Origin of the sequence: Novosphingobium sp. PP1Y (assembly GCF_000253255.1) — a bacterium.
GTDB lineage: Bacteria > Pseudomonadota > Alphaproteobacteria > Sphingomonadales > Sphingomonadaceae > Novosphingobium.
Map to the genome: position 1 here is coordinate 774,475 of NC_015580.1, position 19,619 is coordinate 794,093.

The 19,619-nt window shown below is 65.8% G+C and carries 20 protein-coding genes; 15 read left to right on the forward strand and 5 right to left on the reverse strand.

The annotated features are described in order from the left end of the window. Window positions 1–112: 112 nt before the first annotated feature. The 4 genes from PP1Y_RS09760 to PP1Y_RS09775 are packed head-to-tail and all read left to right on the forward strand — an operon-like array spanning window position 113 to window position 7,181. Complete coding sequence (locus PP1Y_RS09760) at window positions 113–3,514, forward strand: DUF2126 domain-containing protein (RefSeq protein ID WP_013832083.1); 3,402 nt, start codon at window positions 113–115, stop codon at window positions 3,512–3,514. Beyond that, complete coding sequence (locus PP1Y_RS09765) at window positions 3,504–5,993, forward strand: circularly permuted type 2 ATP-grasp protein (RefSeq protein ID WP_041558737.1); 2,490 nt, start codon at window positions 3,504–3,506, stop codon at window positions 5,991–5,993. Before PP1Y_RS09760 ends, PP1Y_RS09765 begins: the two co-directional genes overlap by 11 nt. Further along, window positions 5,993–6,874 carry a transglutaminase family protein gene (locus PP1Y_RS09770; RefSeq protein WP_013832085.1) on the forward strand — a complete coding sequence of 294 codons (882 nt, stop codon included), beginning with the start codon at window positions 5,993–5,995 and terminating at the stop codon, window positions 6,872–6,874. Before PP1Y_RS09765 ends, PP1Y_RS09770 begins: the two co-directional genes overlap by 1 nt. A gap of 13 nt (window positions 6,875–6,887) precedes the next feature. After that, window positions 6,888–7,181, forward strand: a complete 294-nt coding sequence (locus PP1Y_RS09775) for a DUF1294 domain-containing protein (RefSeq protein WP_007012083.1) — start codon at window positions 6,888–6,890, stop codon at window positions 7,179–7,181. A 20-nt stretch (window positions 7,182–7,201) separates the two neighbouring features. Here PP1Y_RS09775 and PP1Y_RS09780 read toward each other — a convergent pair whose 3' ends face one another. The 4 genes from PP1Y_RS09780 to ccmA form a co-directional block, all read right to left on the reverse strand. Beyond that, window positions 7,202–7,507 carry a hypothetical protein gene (locus PP1Y_RS09780; protein WP_013832086.1) on the reverse strand — a complete coding sequence of 102 codons (306 nt, stop codon included), beginning with the start codon at window positions 7,505–7,507 and terminating at the stop codon, window positions 7,202–7,204. Window positions 7,508–7,510: 3 nt separating this feature from the next. Next, complete coding sequence (locus PP1Y_RS26345) at window positions 7,511–7,651, reverse strand: hypothetical protein (protein ID WP_232512598.1); 141 nt, start codon at window positions 7,649–7,651, stop codon at window positions 7,511–7,513. A gap of 322 nt (window positions 7,652–7,973) precedes the next feature. Then, window positions 7,974–8,633: a heme exporter protein CcmB gene (locus tag PP1Y_RS09785; RefSeq protein WP_013832087.1), complete on the reverse strand. Its 660-nt coding sequence runs from the start codon at window positions 8,631–8,633 to the stop codon at window positions 7,974–7,976. Beyond that, entirely contained in the window at window positions 8,630–9,208 is a 579-nt protein-coding gene (gene ccmA / locus PP1Y_RS09790) for a heme ABC exporter ATP-binding protein CcmA (protein WP_013832088.1), read from the reverse strand. Before ccmA ends, PP1Y_RS09785 begins: the two co-directional genes overlap by 4 nt. A 47-nt stretch (window positions 9,209–9,255) precedes the next feature. Between ccmA and PP1Y_RS09795 the strand changes: the two genes are divergently transcribed. Together PP1Y_RS09795 and PP1Y_RS09800 are read left to right on the forward strand one after the other, a co-directional pair. Continuing rightward, entirely contained in the window at window positions 9,256–9,555 is a 300-nt protein-coding gene (locus tag PP1Y_RS09795; protein WP_007012079.1) for a 4a-hydroxytetrahydrobiopterin dehydratase, read from the forward strand. An 18-nt stretch (window positions 9,556–9,573) separates the two neighbouring features. Next, complete coding sequence (locus PP1Y_RS09800; protein WP_013832089.1) at window positions 9,574–10,680, forward strand: acyltransferase; 1,107 nt, start codon at window positions 9,574–9,576, stop codon at window positions 10,678–10,680. On the opposite strand, the gene PP1Y_RS09805 is transcribed toward PP1Y_RS09800, so the two are convergent. Next, window positions 10,681–11,298 (reverse strand): DNA-3-methyladenine glycosylase, encoded by a 618-nt coding sequence (locus tag PP1Y_RS09805; protein WP_013832090.1) that lies wholly within the window; start codon window positions 11,296–11,298, stop codon window positions 10,681–10,683. Window positions 11,299–11,403: 105 nt separating this feature from the next. On the opposite strand from PP1Y_RS09805, the gene ddmB reads away from it, so the two are divergent. The 9 genes from ddmB (at window position 11,404) to PP1Y_RS09850 (ending at window position 19,618) form a co-directional block, all read left to right on the forward strand. Beyond that, a complete protein-coding gene (gene ddmB / locus PP1Y_RS09810; protein WP_013832091.1) occupies window positions 11,404–11,721 on the forward strand; it encodes a dicamba O-demethylase ferredoxin subunit DdmB in 318 nt (105 codons plus the stop codon). Window positions 11,722–11,805: 84 nt separating this feature from the next. Next, window positions 11,806–12,816, forward strand: a complete 1,011-nt coding sequence (locus PP1Y_RS09815; RefSeq protein WP_013832092.1) for a cysteine synthase A — start codon at window positions 11,806–11,808, stop codon at window positions 12,814–12,816. 16 nt (window positions 12,817–12,832) lie between these two features. Further along, complete coding sequence (locus PP1Y_RS09820) at window positions 12,833–13,219, forward strand: hypothetical protein (RefSeq protein ID WP_051010006.1); 387 nt, start codon at window positions 12,833–12,835, stop codon at window positions 13,217–13,219. Next, window positions 13,209–13,994 (forward strand): GldG family protein, encoded by a 786-nt coding sequence (locus tag PP1Y_RS09825; RefSeq protein WP_232512599.1) that lies wholly within the window; start codon window positions 13,209–13,211, stop codon window positions 13,992–13,994. Before PP1Y_RS09820 ends, PP1Y_RS09825 begins: the two co-directional genes overlap by 11 nt. A 330-nt stretch (window positions 13,995–14,324) precedes the next feature. Next, entirely contained in the window at window positions 14,325–14,822 is a 498-nt protein-coding gene (locus tag PP1Y_RS09830) for a division/cell wall cluster transcriptional repressor MraZ (RefSeq protein WP_007012071.1), read from the forward strand. Beyond that, window positions 14,819–15,838 (forward strand): 16S rRNA (cytosine(1402)-N(4))-methyltransferase RsmH, encoded by a 1,020-nt coding sequence (rsmH, locus tag PP1Y_RS09835; protein WP_148274934.1) that lies wholly within the window; start codon window positions 14,819–14,821, stop codon window positions 15,836–15,838. Before PP1Y_RS09830 ends, rsmH begins: the two co-directional genes overlap by 4 nt. Further along, window positions 15,835–16,386: a hypothetical protein gene (locus PP1Y_RS09840; RefSeq protein ID WP_013832096.1), complete on the forward strand. Its 552-nt coding sequence runs from the start codon at window positions 15,835–15,837 to the stop codon at window positions 16,384–16,386. Before rsmH ends, PP1Y_RS09840 begins: the two co-directional genes overlap by 4 nt. Next, window positions 16,383–18,158 (forward strand): penicillin-binding protein 2, encoded by a 1,776-nt coding sequence (locus tag PP1Y_RS09845; RefSeq protein ID WP_013832097.1) that lies wholly within the window; start codon window positions 16,383–16,385, stop codon window positions 18,156–18,158. The genes PP1Y_RS09840 and PP1Y_RS09845 overlap by 4 nt, the downstream gene beginning before the upstream one ends. After that, window positions 18,155–19,618 carry a UDP-N-acetylmuramoyl-L-alanyl-D-glutamate--2,6-diaminopimelate ligase gene (locus PP1Y_RS09850; RefSeq protein ID WP_013832098.1) on the forward strand — a complete coding sequence of 488 codons (1,464 nt, stop codon included), beginning with the start codon at window positions 18,155–18,157 and terminating at the stop codon, window positions 19,616–19,618. The genes PP1Y_RS09845 and PP1Y_RS09850 overlap by 4 nt, the downstream gene beginning before the upstream one ends. Window position 19,619: the final 1 nt, after the last annotated feature.

Sequence of the window (19,619 nt, forward strand, 5' to 3'; positions counted from 1 at the left end):
TGATGACAGTTCTGCGGCAATTGCGTCACTTGGCGCGAAAACCTGCCCGTTATCTGCCATTGAACACCGAACATCGTTGCAGTGCAACATGGTTTGCCGCAATGTTGCGTCGATGATCAAAGCGGCACTGCACCATCTCACGCGCTACCGCTACTCGCGGCGGGTGCATCTCGGCCCTCAGGTGATCCGGCTGAGGCCGGCGCCGCACAGTCGCACGCAGGTGCCGAACTATTCGCTCAAGATCAGTCCGCCCGAACATTTCCTCAACTGGCAGCAGGATCCGCACGGCAACTGGCTGGCGCGGGTCGTCTTTCCCGATCCGGTCGATCACTTCTCGATCGAGGTGGACCTGCTGGCCGAACTGGCCGTCATCAATCCCTTCGATTTCTTCGTCGAACCGGACGCTGAGGAATATCCCTTCGCTTATTCCGAGGCGATGCAGGCGGATCTTTCCGCCTATTTCGAAACCGAGCCGCAGGGTCCGCTGTTCGAGCAACTGGTCGCCAGCCATGCGAACTACCAGGGGCGCACGGTCGACTTCCTGGTCGAGATCAACCGCAAGCTGCAGGAGCGGATCAACTACGTCATCCGGATGGAATCGGGTGTCATGACGCCGGAGGAAACCTTGCAGGTGGGCACCGGCTCATGCCGCGATTCGGCCTGGCTGCTGGTCCAGCTGCTGCGCCGCCTCGGCTTCGCGGCGCGTTTCGTCTCCGGCTACTCGATCCAGCTTGTCGCCGATGTCATTCCCAAGGAAGGCCCCAAGGGCGTTCTTGAGGATGTGACCGACCTGCATGCCTGGGCCGAGGCCTATGTGCCCGGGGCCGGGTGGATCGCGCTCGACGCCACTTCGGGCATGTTCGCGGGCGAAGGGCACATCCCACTGTGCGCGACCCCGCACTATCGCTCGGCAACCCCGATCGAGGGCATGGCGGAGCCGGCGGAAGTCGACTTCCATTTCGAGATGGACGTCAGCCGCATTGCCGAGGCAGTGCGTATCACCAAGCCCTTCACCGACGAACGCTGGGACGCGCTGCTCGAACTGGGCGACAAGGTCGATGCCGACCTCGAAGCCGGCGGCGTCAACCTGACGATGGGCGGCGAGCCGACATTCATCGCCGCCACCGACTTCGAGGCGGACGAATGGAACGGCGGTGCGGTCGGCCCGACCAAGGCGGTCTATGCCGACAAGCTGATCCGTCTCCTTCGTGAGAAATTCGCGCCCGGATCGCTGCTGCACCACGGGCAGGGCAAGTGGTACCCGGGCGAAAGCCTGCCGCGTTGGGGATTCTCGATCTACTGGCGCAAGGACGGCGTGCCGATCTGGAAGGACCAGTCGCTGATCGCGGCCGAAAGCCCGTTGGAAAAGGGCGGCGATCCCGATCCGGTGCCGACGATGGATGTTTCCGCCGCGGAAACCCTGCTGCGCGAGACGGCACGGGGGCTGGGGCTGGAGGACGATTTCGTCCAGCCCGTCTTCGAGGACATTCCCGCCTGGAACGAGCGGGAGCAGGACCTGCCGGTCAACGTCACGCCGCTCGAGCCCAGGATCGACGACGAGGAGCTGGCGCGCCGCTTCAGGCGGACCTATCGGCGCGGTCTGACCAAGCCGGTCGGTTATGTCCTGCCGGTGCAGCGCTGGAATTCGGCCGATCAGTCGATCCCGCGCTGGAAAAGCGAACGCTGGAAAGTGCGCAAGGGCCTGCTGACGGCCGTGCCGGGCGATTCCGCGATCGGCTATCGCCTGCCGCTCGGCGCGCTGCCGTTCGTGCCGCCCTCGGACTATCCCTATATCCACCCGCGCGACACGGCCGAGCCGCGTGAGCCGCTGGCCGATTTCCGCGCGCAAGTGGTCGCCAAGGGGCAGGACATGCGTGAAGTGGGCGCTGCCGGCGGCGACCGCCCCGCTTCGCGCGAAAGCCAGCGGGCCGAGCGCGTCGCCAGCGCCGATGGGCCGCAGGCGCAGGCGATCGTCGAGCAGGAGATCATCGACGGCGCGGTGCGCACGGCCATGACCGTGGAGCCGCGAGGGGACTACCTGGCCGTCTTCATCCCGCCGACCGAGCGGCTGGAGGACTATCTCGAACTTGTCGCCGCGATCGAGGTGGTGGCCGAGGAGAAAGGCCTGCCGGTGCGCATCGAAGGCTATGCGCCGCCGCCCGACCCGCGCCTGCAGGTGCTCAAGGTCACGCCGGACCCGGGCGTCATCGAAGTGAACATTCATCCCTCGGCATCGTGGCGCGAAACGGTGGAGATCACCGAGACGCTTTACGACTGCGCCCGGGAAGTGGGCCTGACCGCCGACAAGTTCATGGTCGATGGCCGCTCCATCGGCACCGGCGGGGGCAACCATATCGTGCTGGGCGGGCCGAGCCTGCTGGACAGCCCCTTCATCCGCCGTCCGGACCTGCTCAAGAGCTTCGTTACCTACTGGCAGCGCCACCCGTCGCTCAGCTACCTGTTTTCCGGCCTGTTCATCGGCCCCACGAGCCAGGCTCCGCGCATCGACGAGGCGCGCCACGATGCGCTCTACGAGTTGGAGATTGCGCTGGCCCAGGTGCCCGGCCCGGATCGGGAGCAGCCCGCGCCCTGGGTGGTCGATCGGCTGTTTCGCAACCTGCTGGTCGACGTGACCGGCAATACGCACCGCACCGAGATCTGCATCGACAAGATGTTCTCGCCCGATGGTCCGACCGGACGGCTTGGCCTTGTCGAGTTCCGCGGCTTCGAGATGCCGCCAGACGCGCGCATGTCGCTGGCGCAGCAGCTCCTCCTGCGCGCGCTGACGGCGTGGTTCTGGAAGCAGCCGCTCGATGGCTCGCTGGTGCGCTGGGGAACCCAGCTGCACGACCGCTTCATGCTGGGCCATTTCGTCTGGGCCGACTTCCTCGACGTGCTCGATGACCTTGCACAGGCCGGCTACAATTTCGATCCGGCCTGGTTCGAGGCCCAGCGCATGTTCCGCTTCCCGGTTCACGGTGAAGTCGAGGGCGGGGGCGTGACGCTGGAGATCAGCCACGCTCTCGAGCCGTGGAACGTGCTTGGGGAAACCGGCGCGATCGGCGGGACGGTGCGCTATGTCGACAGTTCGACCGAGCGCCTGCAGGTCAAGGCCACCGGACTCGTTCCCGGCCGCCACGTCATCTCGTGCAACGGGCGCCGCGTACCGCTGACGATGACCGCCTCGGGCGAAGGCGTGGGCGGCGTGCGCTACAAGGCTTGGGCCCCTGCGGAGTGCCTGCACCCGATGATGGCCGCCCATGCGCCGCTGACTTTCGACATCCTCGACTTGTGGAACAACCGCTCGCTGGGCGGCTGCGTCTATCACGTCGCGCATCCCGGGGGACGCAATTACGATAGCGTTCCGGTCAATGGCTACGAGGCCGAAGCCCGCCGCAAGGCGCGCTTCCAGGACCATGGCCATTCTCCGGGCCCCCAGCCGATGCCACCCGAGGAGTCTCCGGGGGAATTCCCCTATTCGCTGGACCTGAGGCGACCGCCGCGTGTCATCTAGTCCACCCAGCGAGGCCAGGGAGAGGCCGCCCGGCTGGCTTGACGAATATCCTGCCGAGGCATCCCGCGGCGATCTGTTCCGCGATGCGACCGAGCCCATGGCCGCGCGCTGGAAGGCCGTGGTAGAAAGCCTGGCCAGCAAGGCAGATGGCGATCCTTCCTCCCTGCAGGATGCAGCGGCCCGTCATGCGGCTGACCTTGGCGTCACGTTCCGCGTAACCGGCGATGAGGATGAACGGGCCTGGCCGCTCAACGTCATGCCGCTGATCATCGCTGCCGACGAATGGGCCAAGGTCGAGCGCGGCCTCGTCCAGCGGGCCACGCTGATGGAGCAGCTCGCTGCCGACATCTATGGCTCGCAGCGGCTGGTCAAGGAGGGCCATCTGCCCGCTGGCGTGATTGCCGGCAGCCCCTTCTTCGCCCGCAAGATGATGGCGATGAAGCCCCGGCAGGGCCGCTTCATCCATGTCTATTCCGCCGATCTTGCCCGTGGGCCCAAGGGGCAGTGGCGCATCCTCAACGACCGGGTGCGCATTGCCAGCGGCGTGGGCTATGCGCTCGAGAACCGGCTGGCGATGGGGCGCACGACCGACAACCTGATGGTCGAGACGCGCGTTCGCCGCCTGACCGAATTCTTCGTTCACATGCGTGAGGGGATGGCTGCGGCCTGCAACCGCGATCAACCGCGCGTCGCCCTGCTGACGCCAGGGCGCTTCAACCAGACTTACGCGGAGCAGGCCCACCTTGCCCGCTACCTCGGTTTTCCGCTGGTCGAAGGGCGCGATCTCTCGGTGCTGGACCAGCGGCTCTACGTCGGCACCATCGCCGGGCCAAAGCGCGTCGATGCGGTCTGGCGATGGATGAATACCAATTCGCTCGATCCGCTGACTTTCGATGCCAAGTCGCAGATCGGTGTGGCCAACCTCTACGACGCCTGGGACGCGGGCGGCGTGGAAATGGTCAACTGGCCGGGCACGGAAGTCCTCGAGTCCCCAGCCTTCGCCGCCTTCATGCCGCGCCTGTGCCGGGTGCTGCTGGGCCAGGAGCCGCTGCTGCCCAATATCGCCACCTGGTGGTGCGGGCAGGCGGCGGAAAGCTCGGCGGTCGCCGCCCGGCTCGACGAGCTGACGCTGCTCCCGGCCTTCGGCCAGCGGGTGGAGGGCCTGCCCTCGCGGCGCGCGGTGGAAGGGCGTTCGCTCAATGACAGGCAACGCACGGCCCTGCTCGAGGCGCTGTGGCGGCGGCCGATGGACTATTGCGGCCAGGAAATCGTTCACCTGTCCACCACGCCCGCAGTCATCGACGGCGAGATCGTGCCGCGCCCCTTCACGGTACGCGCCTTCGTGGCCCGGACTGCCGACGGCAGCTGGACGGTCATGCCCGGCGGCTTTGCGCGCCTGTCCTCCTCGAACGGGTTGCCGACGACGCTGATGGGCGCGGGCGACCTCTCCGCCGATGTCTGGATCGTCGACGACAGGCCGATGGAGGCGCATTCGCGCGCTATGCTCTACGAGGAGCCGCCGATATCGCGCGGTGGCGGTATCCTGGCATCGCAGGCGGCGGACAATCTGTTCTGGTTCGGACGGTACAACGAGCGGGCGGAAATGACGGTGCGGATCGTGCGCACCATCCTCGACAGTTCGGTGGAGATCGACGGCAGCCTATCTGCGCAGGGCAACGTGCTGCAGGGCCTGATCGGGATGCTCGTCGCGCGCGGGGCAATCGCGCCGAAGACGTCCGGCCAGCCCGCCGCGGCCATCTGCGCCGCCGCACTGTCCGATGCCGCCGAACCGGGCAGTGCCGCCGCCCTGCTGCATCGCCGCCAGGAAGTGGGCCTTTCCCTGCGCGAGCGCTTTGCGCGTGACTTCTGGCGCATCGTCAGCCGGCCGATGCCGATGGTCGACATGCGCAGGCCGCAGAGCATGCTTTCGACGGTGCGCTGGCTGACCGAACATTTCAGCGCGCTGGCCGGGCTCGTTTCGGAAAACATGGTGCGCAGCGCTGCCTGGCGTTTCCTCGAGATCGGCAAGCGGCTTGAGCGCGCGCAGGCGCTGTGCCGCACGGTCAACTGCCTGGTGCGCGACGAGGATGACAGTGAGGTGCTGGGCGCCTTGCTGGACTTGTGCGACAGCCAGATCATCTACGGCTCGCGCTATCTCTCGCAGCCGATGATCAATCCGGTGCGCGACCTCGTCCTGCTCGACCCCGACAATCCGCGCGCGCTTGTCTTCCAGGTGGCCGAGATCGTCGCTCATCTCGAAGCCTTGCCAAGCGTCAGCGACGACAATCTGCCCGAGCCGCCCTTGCGCGCGGCGCGGGCGCTTTTCGGCGAACTTCAGGCCGCGGCGGCGCAGGACATGACCTCGGATCGGCTGGCCGACATCGAATCGCGCCTGCTTGAGCTTTCCGATGCCATCTCCGTGCGCTATTTCCTGCAATTCGATCGCGACGAGGCAGAGAAGCGAACGCGACTTTTGTAATGCGCTATTCCGTCAGTCATATCACGACGCTGGATTACGCAGCGCCGGTCAGTCTTGCGCAGTTCAACGTGCGGCTGCGTCCGGCGGCGTGGCCGGGACAGGCGGTGGGCGATTTTACCCTGAGCGTCGATCCGCAGCCGGCCCAGATCGTCGACAGCGACGGCGGCTATTACATAAACGAATCGCGCTTCACGCTGCGGCAGCCGATCCGTCACCTGCAGATCGAGAGCCGTTTCACGGTCGAGAAGGAATCGCTTCCCTTCTTCGTGACCGGGGCGCCGGGCCCCGATCTGGCGGAGATCCGCGAAACCGCGATGAAGCTGCCCGACCTTTCGCCGCTGGGTCCGGCCTCGTACATCTATGCCTCGCCGATCGCCGCGCCCGAGCGTGACATTGCCTTGTGGGCGAGCGGGTTCCTGACCGAAACGATGCCGGTGATGGAAGCGGGGCGCATGCTGATGGACACCATCCACCAGCAGTTCGCCTACGATGCCAAGGCCACGGCAACCGACACGCCGCCGATCGAGGCGTTCAACAATCGCCACGGGGTCTGCCAGGACTTCAGCCACATCATGATCATCGCCGCGCGGGCGCACGGCATACCCGCCGCCTATGTGAGCGGCTACCTGCGCACGATTCCGCCGCCGGGGCAGGCGCGGCTGGTCGGGGCCGATGCCATGCATGCCTGGGTCAACCTGTGGTGCGGGGAGGACCTGGGCTGGGTCGGATTCGACCCGACCAACGCGATGTTGGCGGATACCGACCACATCTTCATCGGCATGGGGCGCGACTATGGCGATGTCGCGCCGCTCGACGGGACGTTCCGTGGCGGGGCGCAGCAGAGCATGCACTTTTCCGTCGACGTCGCCCCGCTGGACTGAGCTTTCACGCACCATGGAATGGATCGTGGCGGGCGCCGCATGGTTGCTGCTTATCAACTTCGTGACGTTCGCCAGCTTCGGCTTCGACAAGGTGCGGGCCCGCAAGGGTGGGCGGCGCGTGCCTGAATTCGATCTACTGCTGATGGCGCTGCTGGGCGGCAGTCCAGCTGCTTTTGCGGCGCGCTGGGCATTCCGGCACAAGACCCGCAAGCAGCCGTTCTCATGGCGCCTGTCCGTCATTGCCGCCCTGCAGGTGGGTGCGCTGATCGGGCTGGTTTTCGCTCAGGCGCCTTTCCTGCCTGCCTAGGCCAGCGGCGTGCTACCCGTTCACAAGGAACGGGGTGTGTGCAGGGTGGCTGGCTCCTGCGGGAAGATCCCGGCCAACGCGAGCGCCGCGCCGAGCTTCGAGAGCGTTTCGAGCACGTCGCCAACGCTATCCTCGAGCACGAGCAGGTCCAGCGTATCCCGAGTCGCACCGGGGCCGCGATCGCGCAACGAGGTCACGAGTTTGAGAATCAGCGCTTCGTGCTCGGATACATGCTCGCAGGGCAGCGGGCAGAAGGCGAACGTCTCCAGCGCATCGCGATTGAACAGCAACATGGCGCGGTGGAAGGGCTGGAGCCCGCCGATCATCCGCTAGCGCGCGAAAGCCGGGGCCAGGGTCTGCGCCGGGCAGCGCTTGCTGGCGATGGCCGTGACCCATGCGCGCATCGACCAGACGAGGAAGCGGCTGCCTTCATCGAGGGCGCTCAGGGGGCGATCGACATATTGATACATCAGGCAGACTCCAAAGGGTTGCAAATGCGAATGATTATCATTAGCTAGTGATACGTGGCTGACGCGCTTCGTCAAGCCCCTCAGGAGCGGCAATTGTCATGGGTTGTCGTTCTCATCCTGCACCTTGGCCGGGGCCGCCCTCCAGTGACCCACCCAATGCCCCGGCCAACTTTTCCCACCTTATGAGTCCGTTATCCCGGGGTTCTGCCGGGCTTTTGCGCAAGGTTGTCCACAGGCTGCGGCCAGGTGCGACACGATGCCTGCCTGACACCGGCTCTTGATCGATGCGGACTGGAGAGTTGGGGGAAAGGGCTGGCAGGCCTCAGCCGCGCGCGGCGCGCACGGCTGCGCCGCCGGCGAAGGGCGCGATGGCCAGCAGGACGAGGCTGGCCGCGGCAGTCAAGGCCAGGCCGCTTTCGCCGCCAAGCGACAGACTGCCCGCGCCGAAGATCAGCAGCGGTACGGCCATCGGGATGACCAGCAGGCCCGAGAGCGCCGCGCCTCCGCGCAGTCCTGCAGTCAGGGCCGCCACGGTCACGCCAAGGGCCGCAAGGCCCGGTGTGCCGGCCAGCAGTCCGATTTCGACGATTCGCAGCGTCTGGGCATCGATGCCCAGCAGCGCCGAAGCGGGAAGGGCCGCCAGCATGAGCGGCGGCCCGAAGCTGAGCCAATGGGCCAGCACCCGCACGGTGATCACCATTTCCTCGGAAATGCCGCGCAGGGCCCACTGGTCGAACATGCCCTGTTCGATGTCGGGTTCGATCAGGCGGTCGAGCGGCAGGATCGCGGCGAGCAGGGCAGCGACCCAGATCACCCCGCCGCCGGTGCGCTCCAGCAGGCGGGCGTCAGGGCCAACGGCGAAGGGATAGAGCATCGCCACGGACAGGAAGAACAGGATCGGCAGTACCGCGCCGCCGCCGCGTCCGCCCAGCAGCAGGCGTGCAAGATCGCGGCGCAGCAGGGCTGAGAAGCGGCCGCTCATGCCGCGTAGTCCGCGAGGGCCAGCTTTTCCATGCCGGGCAGGGAGAATGTCTGGTGCGAGGCAATCAGGGCGATCCCGCCTGCCGCACAGTGTTCCGCTGTCAGTTGCTCGGTCAGTTCCACGGCATGTCCGTCGAGTCCGTTGAGCGGCTCATCGAGGAGCCAGATCGGCGCCTTCTGCCCGATCAGGCGCGAGAGCGCGGCGCGCTTCTTCTGGCCGGTTGAAAGGTAGCGCACCGGCACGTCCAGCAGGCCGGCAAGGCCAAGGCGCGCCAGTCCGTTGTCCGCTGCGTTGTCGATCCCCTGCCAGAAGTCCAGCGCCTTGCCGAGCGGGAGGTGCGGGTCGAGGGCGGGGCGTTCGTCGACGAGGCCGATGGTGCCTTGCGATTCGACCGAACCGGCATAGGCGGGCGCAAGACCGGCGACGATGCGCAGCAGGCTCGATTTGCCGATGCCGTTGCTGCCTGCAACCTGCAGCGCCTGTCCGGCGTTGAGGGTCAGGGAAAGATTACGAAACAACAGCCTGTCCCCACGTCGACACGCGAGATCCCGGACGACGATAAAGGCCTCTTGCATGGAGGCAGTCGATAGTGGAAAGGCGGCGAACTGCCAAGGAGACCATAATGGCGATCGAGCGACTATCTGGTGCGAAGTTGGACGAGGTGCTGGCAGGGCTGCCGGGGTGGTCGCTTCGCGAGGATGGCCTTGCCATTACCCGCGAGCTCAAGTTCGCGGATTTCAACGAGGCTTTCGGGTTCATGACCCGGGTCGCGATCCAGGCCGACAAGGTCGATCACCACCCCGAATGGTTCAACGTCTACAATCGCGTCGTGATCACGCTCACGACTCACGATGCCGACGGCCTCAGTCAGCGCGACGTGGACCTGGCGTCGTTCATCGACGGCCTCGCTCCGGCTACCTGATCCATTCGGTCTCGCTCCATGGATGAGCGTTTCCTCAATCGGCCGCTTTCGGTCGTCCTCGATTTCGTGCGCTTCGGCGCAGCACTGCTCGTCGCCCTGGGCCACGCGGTGCAACTGGGCCTGTACGCCGGCGACTTTCCCTTCGGCGTGCGCATGCAGCACTATTGCGTCATCGTCTTCTTCGTCCTCTCCGGGCTGGTGATCAGCAGTTCGGTGCTCGGCGGGCGGTCAGACCTGCGCCGCTTTGCGATCTCGCGATTTTCGCGGATCCTGCCTGTGGCGGTCCCGGCGCTACTGTTCGGCCTCCTGGCCGCCTATGTGCTGGCGGGGCCTGCGCATGTGCCCATAGACAACAGTCCGAACGAGGCGGCCGAGGTCGCCGAGCGCTTCATTCCGCCGCTTGCTTTCGTCAGCGCCTGGCCGGGCATGCCTGCGCCGGTCTGGAATCCCCCTTATTGGTCGCTGTGCTACGAAGTCTGGTACTACGCGATCTTCGCGCTGGCCTTCTTTCTGCGCGGTTGGGGGCGCTATGTGGCGACCGGACTTGCCTGCCTGCTGGCAGGGCCTTCGATTCTGCTGCTCATGCCGGTCTGGCTGGTCGGCGTCGCGCTGACTCATTTCGGCCTCGTGCGGCGCGTGCCGCTTGCGCTCGCGCCGATCCTGCTCGTCCTGTGCCCGCTTCTGGCGCTCCAGCTGTTCGAAATCGACCGCGAGGTGCTGATCCCCTTCCTCAAGTCCTGGTGGCCTTTCGCGATCCAGTGGTCGGTCTGGGCGGTTGCCGATCTTGCGATGGCGCTGATCATGGCGCTGGCGATCCTGGCCGCCCGGCCCCTGGTCACCGCGCTGGAGCCGCAGGTCATGCGCCTTGCCGGGCTTGCGCAGGGCCTCGCCGGTTTCTCCTTCACGCTCTACCTGTTCCACTGGCCGCTCATCCAGTTCCTGCTCTCTCACGGCTTGGGTCGGACCGAGAGCGTTCCGGAGTTCACCGCACTGCTGGCGCTGGTCGTCGGCGCCTGCGCGGCGATCTCGATCCTGACCGAGCGTCAGTCGCCCCGGCTGCGCCGCTGGATCGAGGCGAAATTTCCTGCGCGCGCCAGCCTGCCGGTCGCGATCCTTCCGGCCTGATCAGAGGGCGGCGTTGTTGTAGCAGTGCCAGGTGAAGATGGCAGCGCTGCCGCGGTGCGGGCGCCAGTTTTCTGCCAGTTCGCGGGTTTCCTTCTCGCTTGGGCGTGCATCGAGACCGAGTATCCGGTGCAGCCCGGACTGCACGGCGAGGTCACCGGCCGGCCAGATGTCGGGGCGGCCCTCGGCGAAGAGAAGGTAGATCTCGGCAGACCAGCGGCCGATGCCCTTGATCCGCACGAGGTCGGCAATCGCTGCCTCGTCGTCTTCGGGCAGGTTCTCCAGGTCCAGTGCGCCGGCCACGACCAGCTCGCAAAGCGATCGCGCATAGCCCTGCTTCTGGCGCGAGAGGCCGCAGCCGCGCAGGGCATCGAAGTCGGCCTCCAGCAGCGCATCGGGGGGCAGGCCTTGGCCCAGTAGCGCCTCGAGCCGGGACCAGACCGAAGCTGCGGCAGCCACACTTACCTGCTGGCCGACGATGGTGCGCAACAGCGTTGCATAACCGCGCTGGCGAATCCGCGGTTCGGGATAGCCCGCCAGGTCCAGCGCCCGCGCGAACCCGGGCTCCCGCGCCGCGAGAGCATCGAGTCCAAGTTTAATGGTGTTGGCGTTCAGGCCCATGCTTCGATTGCCTTGCAAATGGTCTGCACCGCGATTAGCAGCCTAGGCCAAGTGCTGAAACACGCCAAATTGCGCTATGTCGAGATTTAAAGGGGACCCCTGAGAATGCCGCAGATTACCGTCGTCAACCAGTCGGGTGAAGAATCCAGCGTCGAGGCCAGCGAAGGTCGTACCCTGATGGAAGTTATCCGCGACAGCGGTTTCGACGAACTTCTGGCGCTTTGCGGCGGCTGCTGCTCGTGCGCGACCTGCCACGTCCACATCGATCCGGCCTTCATGGAGAAGCTGCCGGAGATGAGCGAAGACGAGAACGACCTGCTCGACAGCTCGGATCACCGCAACGAGTACTCGCGTCTCTCGTGCCAGATTCCGGTCACCGGCGCCCTCGAAGGCCTGAAGGTGACGATCGCACAGGAAGACTGAGCTTTTCCGCGCTGGAAGTTTGAATTGAGGGGGGTAAGGCGCAATTCGTTTGCGCCTTGCGCTCCGAATTCCTAATTCCCGGTCATGACCGTACCGCAAGCCAAACGCGCCACGCTCGATCTTATCGGCAACACGCCGCTCGTCCTGCTCAAGGGACCTAGCGAGGCTGCCGGTTGCGAGATTTGGGGCAAGTGCGAATTCGCCAACCCGGGCGCCTCGGTGAAGGACCGCGCCGCGCTGTGGATCGTGCGCGATGCCGAAGCGCGCGGAACCCTGCAGCCGGGCGGCACGATCGTCGAGGGTACGGCGGGCAATACCGGTATCGGTCTTGCACTCGTCGCCAATGCGCTGGGCTACAAGACCGTCATCGTCATGCCCGAGACGCAGTCGCGCGAGAAGATGGACACGCTGCGCGCGCTCGGCGCGGAGCTTGTCCTGGTACCTGCCGCGCCGTTCTCGAACCCCGGGCACTTCGTGCACACCTCGCGCCGCATCGCCGAGGAGACCGAAAACGCAGTCTGGGCCAACCAGTTCGACAATATCGCCAATCGCAAGGCGCACATCGAATCGACCGCGCCCGAACTGTGGGAGCAGATGGGCGGCCGGATCGACGGCTTCACCTGCGCGGCCGGCACCGGCGGCACGATCGCGGGCACCGGGCTTGGCCTCAAGGCGCTCGACGAGAAGGTGACGGTTGCCCTGACCGACCCCCACGGCGCGGCGCTCTACAACTATTACGCCTGCGGTGAACTGAAGGCGGAAGGCTCCTCGGTTGCCGAAGGCATCGGGCAGGGCCGCATCACCGCCAATCTCGAAGGCGCTCCGATCGACACCCAGTTCCGCATCTCGGATGAGGAAGGGCTGGAGTGGGTGACGCGCCTGCTCGCCGAAGAAGGCCTGTGTCTTGGCCTGTCCTCCGGCATCAACGTGGCGGGGGCGGTTGCGCTGGGCAAGCAGTTGGTGGCCCAGGGCAATACGGATGCGCGCGTCGCGACGATCCTGTGCGATACGGGCTTCCGTTATCTGTCCACGCTTTACAACCCGGAATGGCTGGAAGCGAAGGGCTTGCCGGTCTTCCCTTGGTTGGCAAGGTAAGTTAGAACTCCTGCCGATGGCAGGGCACTATCCGCCTCCTATGGTCGAACCGATCACGACCCCGCAGCACTATGTGCCGCCTTCCGCGCGCGACTTGCGCTCACAGGCGGTGCATCGCCTGCAGGTGGGCGCTTTCGGGCTGTGCGCGATGCTGCTGCTGGTCGGGCTTGCCAACATCATCACCGACCGGGTCGACCGCAATACCGATGTCGAGGATCCGATCCACGAAGTGGTCGCGGTCGATGCCAAGCCCAAGAAGGCCGCGTCCGATCCGCTGGCCGACATCGGCGTCGTTCCGGCTTCCGATCCCACGCCCACCCCCACGCCCACCCCGACTGTGACAGCAGGGCCGCGGCCTGCGCCGATGCAGAGCGGAGAGGCCGCACCTCTCGTTGATCAGTAGTCGCAAGGCGCTGCTGGCGCTGCTGGCGCCTTGTCTCGCCTTGGCGGGATGCAACCTGTTCGGCGGATCGGATGCAGCGGGGAAAAGTGGGGAGGCGCAAGCGCCTGTGCCACTGGGGGTCTATTCGAGCCTTCCGTTGCTTTGGGGTGAGAGCGATGACATTCGCGGTTTCCTCTCGAGCGACAAGGATCAGGGCTGGGCGCATGCCTTCGTTCAGGCGCGGGCCGGGCTTGTGCCGCTGGACCATCTGGCAGACGCTTCGGGAGCATTGCCTCTGGCGAAGGATCACGTCCTTTTGCTGGCTCAGCCGCGGCCTCTGACGCCGCAGGAAAATGTCGCGCTCGACGATTGGGTCAATGCCGGGGGCAGGGTTCTGCTCTTTGCCGATCCCATGCTCACGGCTCATTCGATATTCGCGCTGGGCGATGCGCGGCGCCCGCAGGATATCGCGATGCTCTCGCCGATCCTGGGGCGATGGGGCCTTGAGCTCGAGTTCGACGAATCGCAGCAACCCGGTGAGCGTCTTGTAGAGCTCGAGGCCGGTGCGGTCCCGGTGAACCTGCCGGGGCGCTTCCGGCTCAGGCAGGAAGATGGATACTGCACGCTGGAAGCAGCGGGGTTCCTGGCCGATTGCCGGGTGGGGAAAGGGCGGGTCGTCGCGCTGGCGGATGCCGCCCTGTTCGAGGATTCGCGCGATCTGCGCGACGCGGAAAGCCGCGGCAAGCTGCTGGACGCGCTGTTGACCCGGGTTTCGGTGGGGATCGGGCGGGAATAACCGGTGTGACCCGGGGATGGCGCGGGTGAGCCTGCTTATATCTAAAAATACACATTAAAAACAGTACTTTATATGGGTCATGATTTCTCATCGAGGAGTGGTGATCCCATGGGATCGCCGCATTTCGTCGCAAATTCGGCGGAAAAAACCGGCTGATCCCCGATTTTCCCTTTCGTCCCCAAATTTCCCGCGATACAAAGACAGCCAATCGGAATGGTTGAGTCTCGCCGTGTTCATGCGTGAGCACGGAACCCGATGGCGTGAGCGCGCGGTCGGGGCGGGGTCAGTCATTGTTCCGAGACTTGGACCCTCAGGGGGAAATGGGGCGGCATGGCTGGGCAGCCATACATCTACAACGGACAGGGCTTTTCGCTTCAACGCGACAAGAACCGTTTCGTGCTGCCCAACGTCTTTCGCGGCACCGTGCGCGAATCCAGCGGCAAGGACCTGGTCTGCCTGATGCCGCACGATCGTTGGCCCTGCCTCATGGGCTTTGGCCTTTCGCGCATCGCCGACTTCGAGCAGGAGCTCAAGGAAATGCAGGACGTCGCCCTGCGCGCGGGCAGGGAATTCGACGCCGAGAAGCGCGCCAGCGACATCTATTCCTCCTACGAGGTCCCCTTCGACGGCAGCGGCCGCTTCGTTCTGCCCGACGATCTCGTCGCGCTCGCCGAAATCTCCGACCAGCTCTACTTCCGCGGCAACGGCAAGTTCTTCACCGTATGGGCGCCCGAGCAGCTCTACGCGATGGAAGACGACTGGAAGGCGGCAAAGACCGCCTGCCGCAGCCTTGCGGAAAAGGAACTGGCAAAGGCGCGCAAGAAATGACGGCGCCCCAAGACCATATGCCCGAGCACTCCGAGGAGCACGTTCCCCATGTCCCGGTGCTTCTCGACGAAGTCGTCGCCGCCCTGAACCCCCAGGGCGGCGACGTCATCGTGGATGCCACGTTCGGAGCGGGCGGCTACACCCGGCGCCTGCTTGATGCCGGGGCGACGGTCCATGCTTTCGATCGCGATCCCGATGCCATTGCCGCGGTCGAACGCAACCGTGGAAAATGGCCCGAGCTGGACAGCGATCCGCCGCGGCTCGTCTTGCACCCCAGGCGCTTCTCGGAAATGGTCGAGGGCCTGGGAGAATCCGGCGTTTCCGGGGTGGATGGCGTCGTCATGGACATCGGTGTTTCCTCGATGCAGCTCGATCAGGCGGAGCGCGGCTTCGCCTTCGGTTCCGATGGCCCGCTCGACATGCGCATGTCGCAGCAGGGGCTTTCGGCTGCGGACTTCGTGAACGAGGCGGACGAGGCCGAGATCGCCGACGTGCTCTACCTCTACGGGGAAGAGCGTCAGTCGCGCCGGATCGCCCGCGCCATCGTCGCTGCACGGCCGCTGGCCACCACCGGGGAACTGGCCCGGGTGGTGCGCAAGGCCCTTGGCTACAATCCGAAGTACAAGGGCGCAAACGCCCCTAAGGATCCGGCAACGCGGACCTTCCAGGCCATACGAATCCATGTGAACGGAGAGCTCGACGAGCTCGATGCAGGCCTTTCGGGCGCAGAAAACCTGCTCAATCCGGGCGGCCGCCTTGCGGTCGTCACCTTCCACAGCCTCGAGGATCGCAAGGTAAAGCGCTTCCTGCGCGATGCCAGTGGCGGCGGGGCTTCCACTTCCCGTCACCTGCCGCAGGTCGGTAGCGGTTCGGTGGCCACTTTCACCAAGCTGTCGAAGGCAATCCGGCCTGGCGAGGCCGAACTCGACGCTAACCCCAGATCCCGATCCGCCACTCTGCGCAGCGCCGTGCGCACCGATGCCCCCGCCAGAGATACCCACAGGAGCGCAGCATGAACCTCACCCGCGATCGCGTACATTCGATCGGCTGGATCTCGGTGCTGCTGGTCTGCGGCGCGATGACGATCGGCCTGACCCTGCGGGTGAATGCGGTGAAGAGCCAGGTGCACGATGCCGAGAAGAGCATCGTCTACGTGCAGCGCGACATCGACTTCCTGGAGACGGAGTTCCAGACGCGCTCGAACCAGCAGGCGCTCAAGCAGCTCAACGATCTCGAGTTCGGCTACAAGGCGCCGGGTGCTGGACAGTACATCGAGGGCGAGCGCCAGCTTGCCGCGCTGGGCAAGGCGGCGGCGCCGGGCGCGCCCGAACCGATCCGCTATGCCAATGCCGAAGCGCCTGCCGACAAGGCTTCGGAAAGCTCGTTGCTGGCGATGGTTTCGCCGGTCAGCGGCGCCACTGCGGCAGTGCCGGAAAAGGCTGAAAAGTCTCAGGAAACGGCAACCAAGGACCTCGATCCCGAACTCAAGGCGCTAAAGCATGACGCTGCCAGCCTGAGCAAGCGCCTGGCCCGCATCGAACTGGCGGAGGCTGCCCAGCAGTGACCGCGATTGCGATCCCGACAACGATATCGTCAGGAAGGCGCAAGCTCGTCAACGTCCGCCAGCGCTCGCTGCTTGTCGCCAAGCTGCGCACGCTCTGGATCCTGGGCGTTTTCGTGCTTGTGGGCACCTGCGCGCTGCTCAGGATCGTCTATCTCGGGATGACCGGTGTTTCCGCGCACGACGGCAGCCTTTCCGACCTGCTCGTGCCCGACCGGGGTGAAATCGTCGATCGCAACGGCGTGCCGCTGGCGCGCGAGTTCCGTGCCTATTCGCTGTGGTTCAATCCGCGCGCGATGACCGAGGGCGACGCGCTGATACACACGCCCGACGAAGTGGCCGACGGACTGCTGCGCATCTTCCCCGATCTCGACCGCGCACAGGTGCTTGAGCGTCTGAAGTCGGGCAAGGCAGGCTACATCCGCAAGTCGATCCTTCCCGAGGACGCGAACAAGGTCCACGCTCTGGGCGAACCGGCGCTGGAATTTCCGCTCGAGGCGACGCGCTACTATCCGCAAGGCTCGATGGCCGCGCACGTGCTCGGCTATGTCGACAGCTACGGCAAGGGCAAGGTCGGCATGGAAGAGGCCTTCGACGACAAGCTCGTCTCGCCCGAGGGGCGCACTCATCCTGCCGTCCTCTCGATCGACTTTCGCGTGCAGAGCGCGCTGGAAGACGAACTCGGCCGCGCCATGGCGGAATCGAAGGCCAAGGGCGCCGGCGGCGTGATCCTCGACGTCGATACCGGCGAAGTGCTGGCGCTCGCCTCGCTGCCCTCGTTCGACCCGAACCACGTCAAGCCGACCGACATGGTCATTTCCGAAGAGCAGGCCAGGCTCGGCGAGGTGCCTCACGGCTTCAACCGCGTCACCAACCAGGTCTATGAACTGGGTTCCACCTTCAAGCCGCTGGCGGTGGCATCGGCGATGGATGCCGGCACGATCACCGATCTTGGCCGTCGCTGGTCGGCGCACCCGCTGCATGTCGGGCGCTTCACGATCAAGGACAGCCACGCGATGGGCGATTCGCTCAACGTGGCCGAAACCCTGATCCATTCCTCGAACGTGGTGACCGCGCAGATTGCCGACGAACTGGGCGGCGTGCGCCTCAAGAAGACGATGGAAGCGCTGGGCATGGATCGCCGCCCCGACATCGAGCTTCCCGCGCGCGGTTTCCCGATCTGGCCCAAGGGCGAATGGCCGCGCCTGCGCACGATGACGGTGTCCTACGGGCACGGCATCGCCGTTACCCCGCTGCATCTGGCCAGCGCCTATGCCGCGCTCGTCAATGGCGGGATCTGGCGTCCGGCGACGCTCAAGAAGCTCGATCCGTCCGACATTCCGGCCGGACACCGCGTGTTCAAGGCCTCGACCAGCGCACGCAGCCGCCAGCTCCTGCGCATGATCGTGCGCTACGGTACCGGCCGCAAGGGCGATGCCCCGGGCTTCCGCATCGGCGGCAAGACCGGCTCGGCCGAAAAGCCGGGTGCGGGCGGATATCGCCACCACTCGCTGATCTCGACCTTCGCTTCGGCTTTCCCGATGGACAAGCCGCGCTTCGTCGTGATCGCCATGCTCGACGAGCCGCAGGGCACGCAGGCCACCTCATTCCAGCGCACGGCGGCCTGGAACGCCGCGCCGGTCATCGGCCGCGTCGTCCCGCGTATCGGCCCGATCCTGGGCATCATGCCCGACGAAACGCGCGACATCGACATTTCCGATCTCAAGCCGCTCATCCCCAACGAAGTGCGTGCGTCAGAGGCTGACGGCGAATGAAACTGACCGATCTTTGCTCTGCAGCCGGCATCGCCCTGACCGAGAGCGGTGAGGCGACGGTGACCGGCTTCGCCATCGATCATCGCAAGGTCGCGCCCGGCACTGTCTTCGGCGCCTTCCGCGGTGCGAAGTTCAACGGCGAGGATTTCATCGCTGCTGCCATCGAAGCCGGCGCGGTCGCCGTGGTTGCCGCGCCCGATGCGACGGTGGAAGGCGCAATCCACTTTGCCGATGCCGAGCCGCGCAGGCTTTTCGCCCGCCTGGCCGCACAGTTCTTCACGCCCGTGCCGCAGGCACTGGTCGCGGTGACCGGCACCAACGGCAAGACCTCCACGGTCGAACTGACACGCCAGATCTGGCGCATGGCCGGCATTCGCGCCGCCTCCATCGGCACCCTTGGCGTGACCACCAGCGACGAGACGGTCTCGACCGGGCTGACCACGCCCGACATCGTCACTTTCCTCGGCAACCTCTCCGGCCTGGCGCGTGAGGGCGTTACCCACGTTGCCTACGAGGCATCGAGCCACGGCCTTTCGCAGTTCCGCATCGAAGGGCCGCGCGTCGCGGCCGGGGCCTTCACCAACCTCAGCCGAGACCACCTCGACTATCATGCGACGATGGAAGAGTACTTCGCCGCCAAGATGCGTCTGTTCGACGAAGTGGTGGTTGACGGCGGCACGGCAGTCGTCTGGGCGGACGATGCGTGGTCCGACAGGGCGATCGAACATGCCGCCAAGCGCGGACTGAAGCTGTTTACCGTCGGCACGAAGGGCGAGCATATCCGCCTCCTCGGCCGCACGCCCGGCGGGCTCGGGCAGAAGTTGGAGATCGAGTACGCAGGCACGAACCACACTATCGATCTGCCGCTGATCGGCGCATACCAGGCCGCCAATTCCCTGGTCGCGGCGGGACTCGTGCTGGCGACCGGAGGCGAGGCGCATGCCACCTTCGACGCGCTCAAGCGCCTGCAGACGGTGCGGGGCCGAATCGAGCGCGCGGCGATCACGCCGTCCGGCGCTCCGGTCTATGTCGACTATGCGCATACGCCCGATGCACTGGAAGCCGCGATTGCCGCGCTTCGTCCTCACGTTGCCGGGCGCCTGATCGTTGTGTTCGGTGCGGGCGGCGACCGCGACACGGGCAAGCGCCCGGAAATGGGCAAGGTTGCGGCAGATGGCGCGGATCTCGCGATCGTCACCGACGACAACCCGCGCGGCGAGGATCCCGCCGCGATCCGGTCCATGGTCCTGGCAGGCATGCAGGACAGGGGCCGGGAAATCGGCGACAGGCGGGAGGCCATCGGCGCCGCCCTCGGGGAAGCCGGAGCCGGCGATATCGTCCTGATCGCCGGCAAGGGACATGAGCAAGGACAAATCATCGGCAGCGGCGCAGATGTGCGCGTCCTGCCATTCGACGATGTCACGGTTGCCAGGGAAATGGCTGGCGCACTGGGGAGGTAGA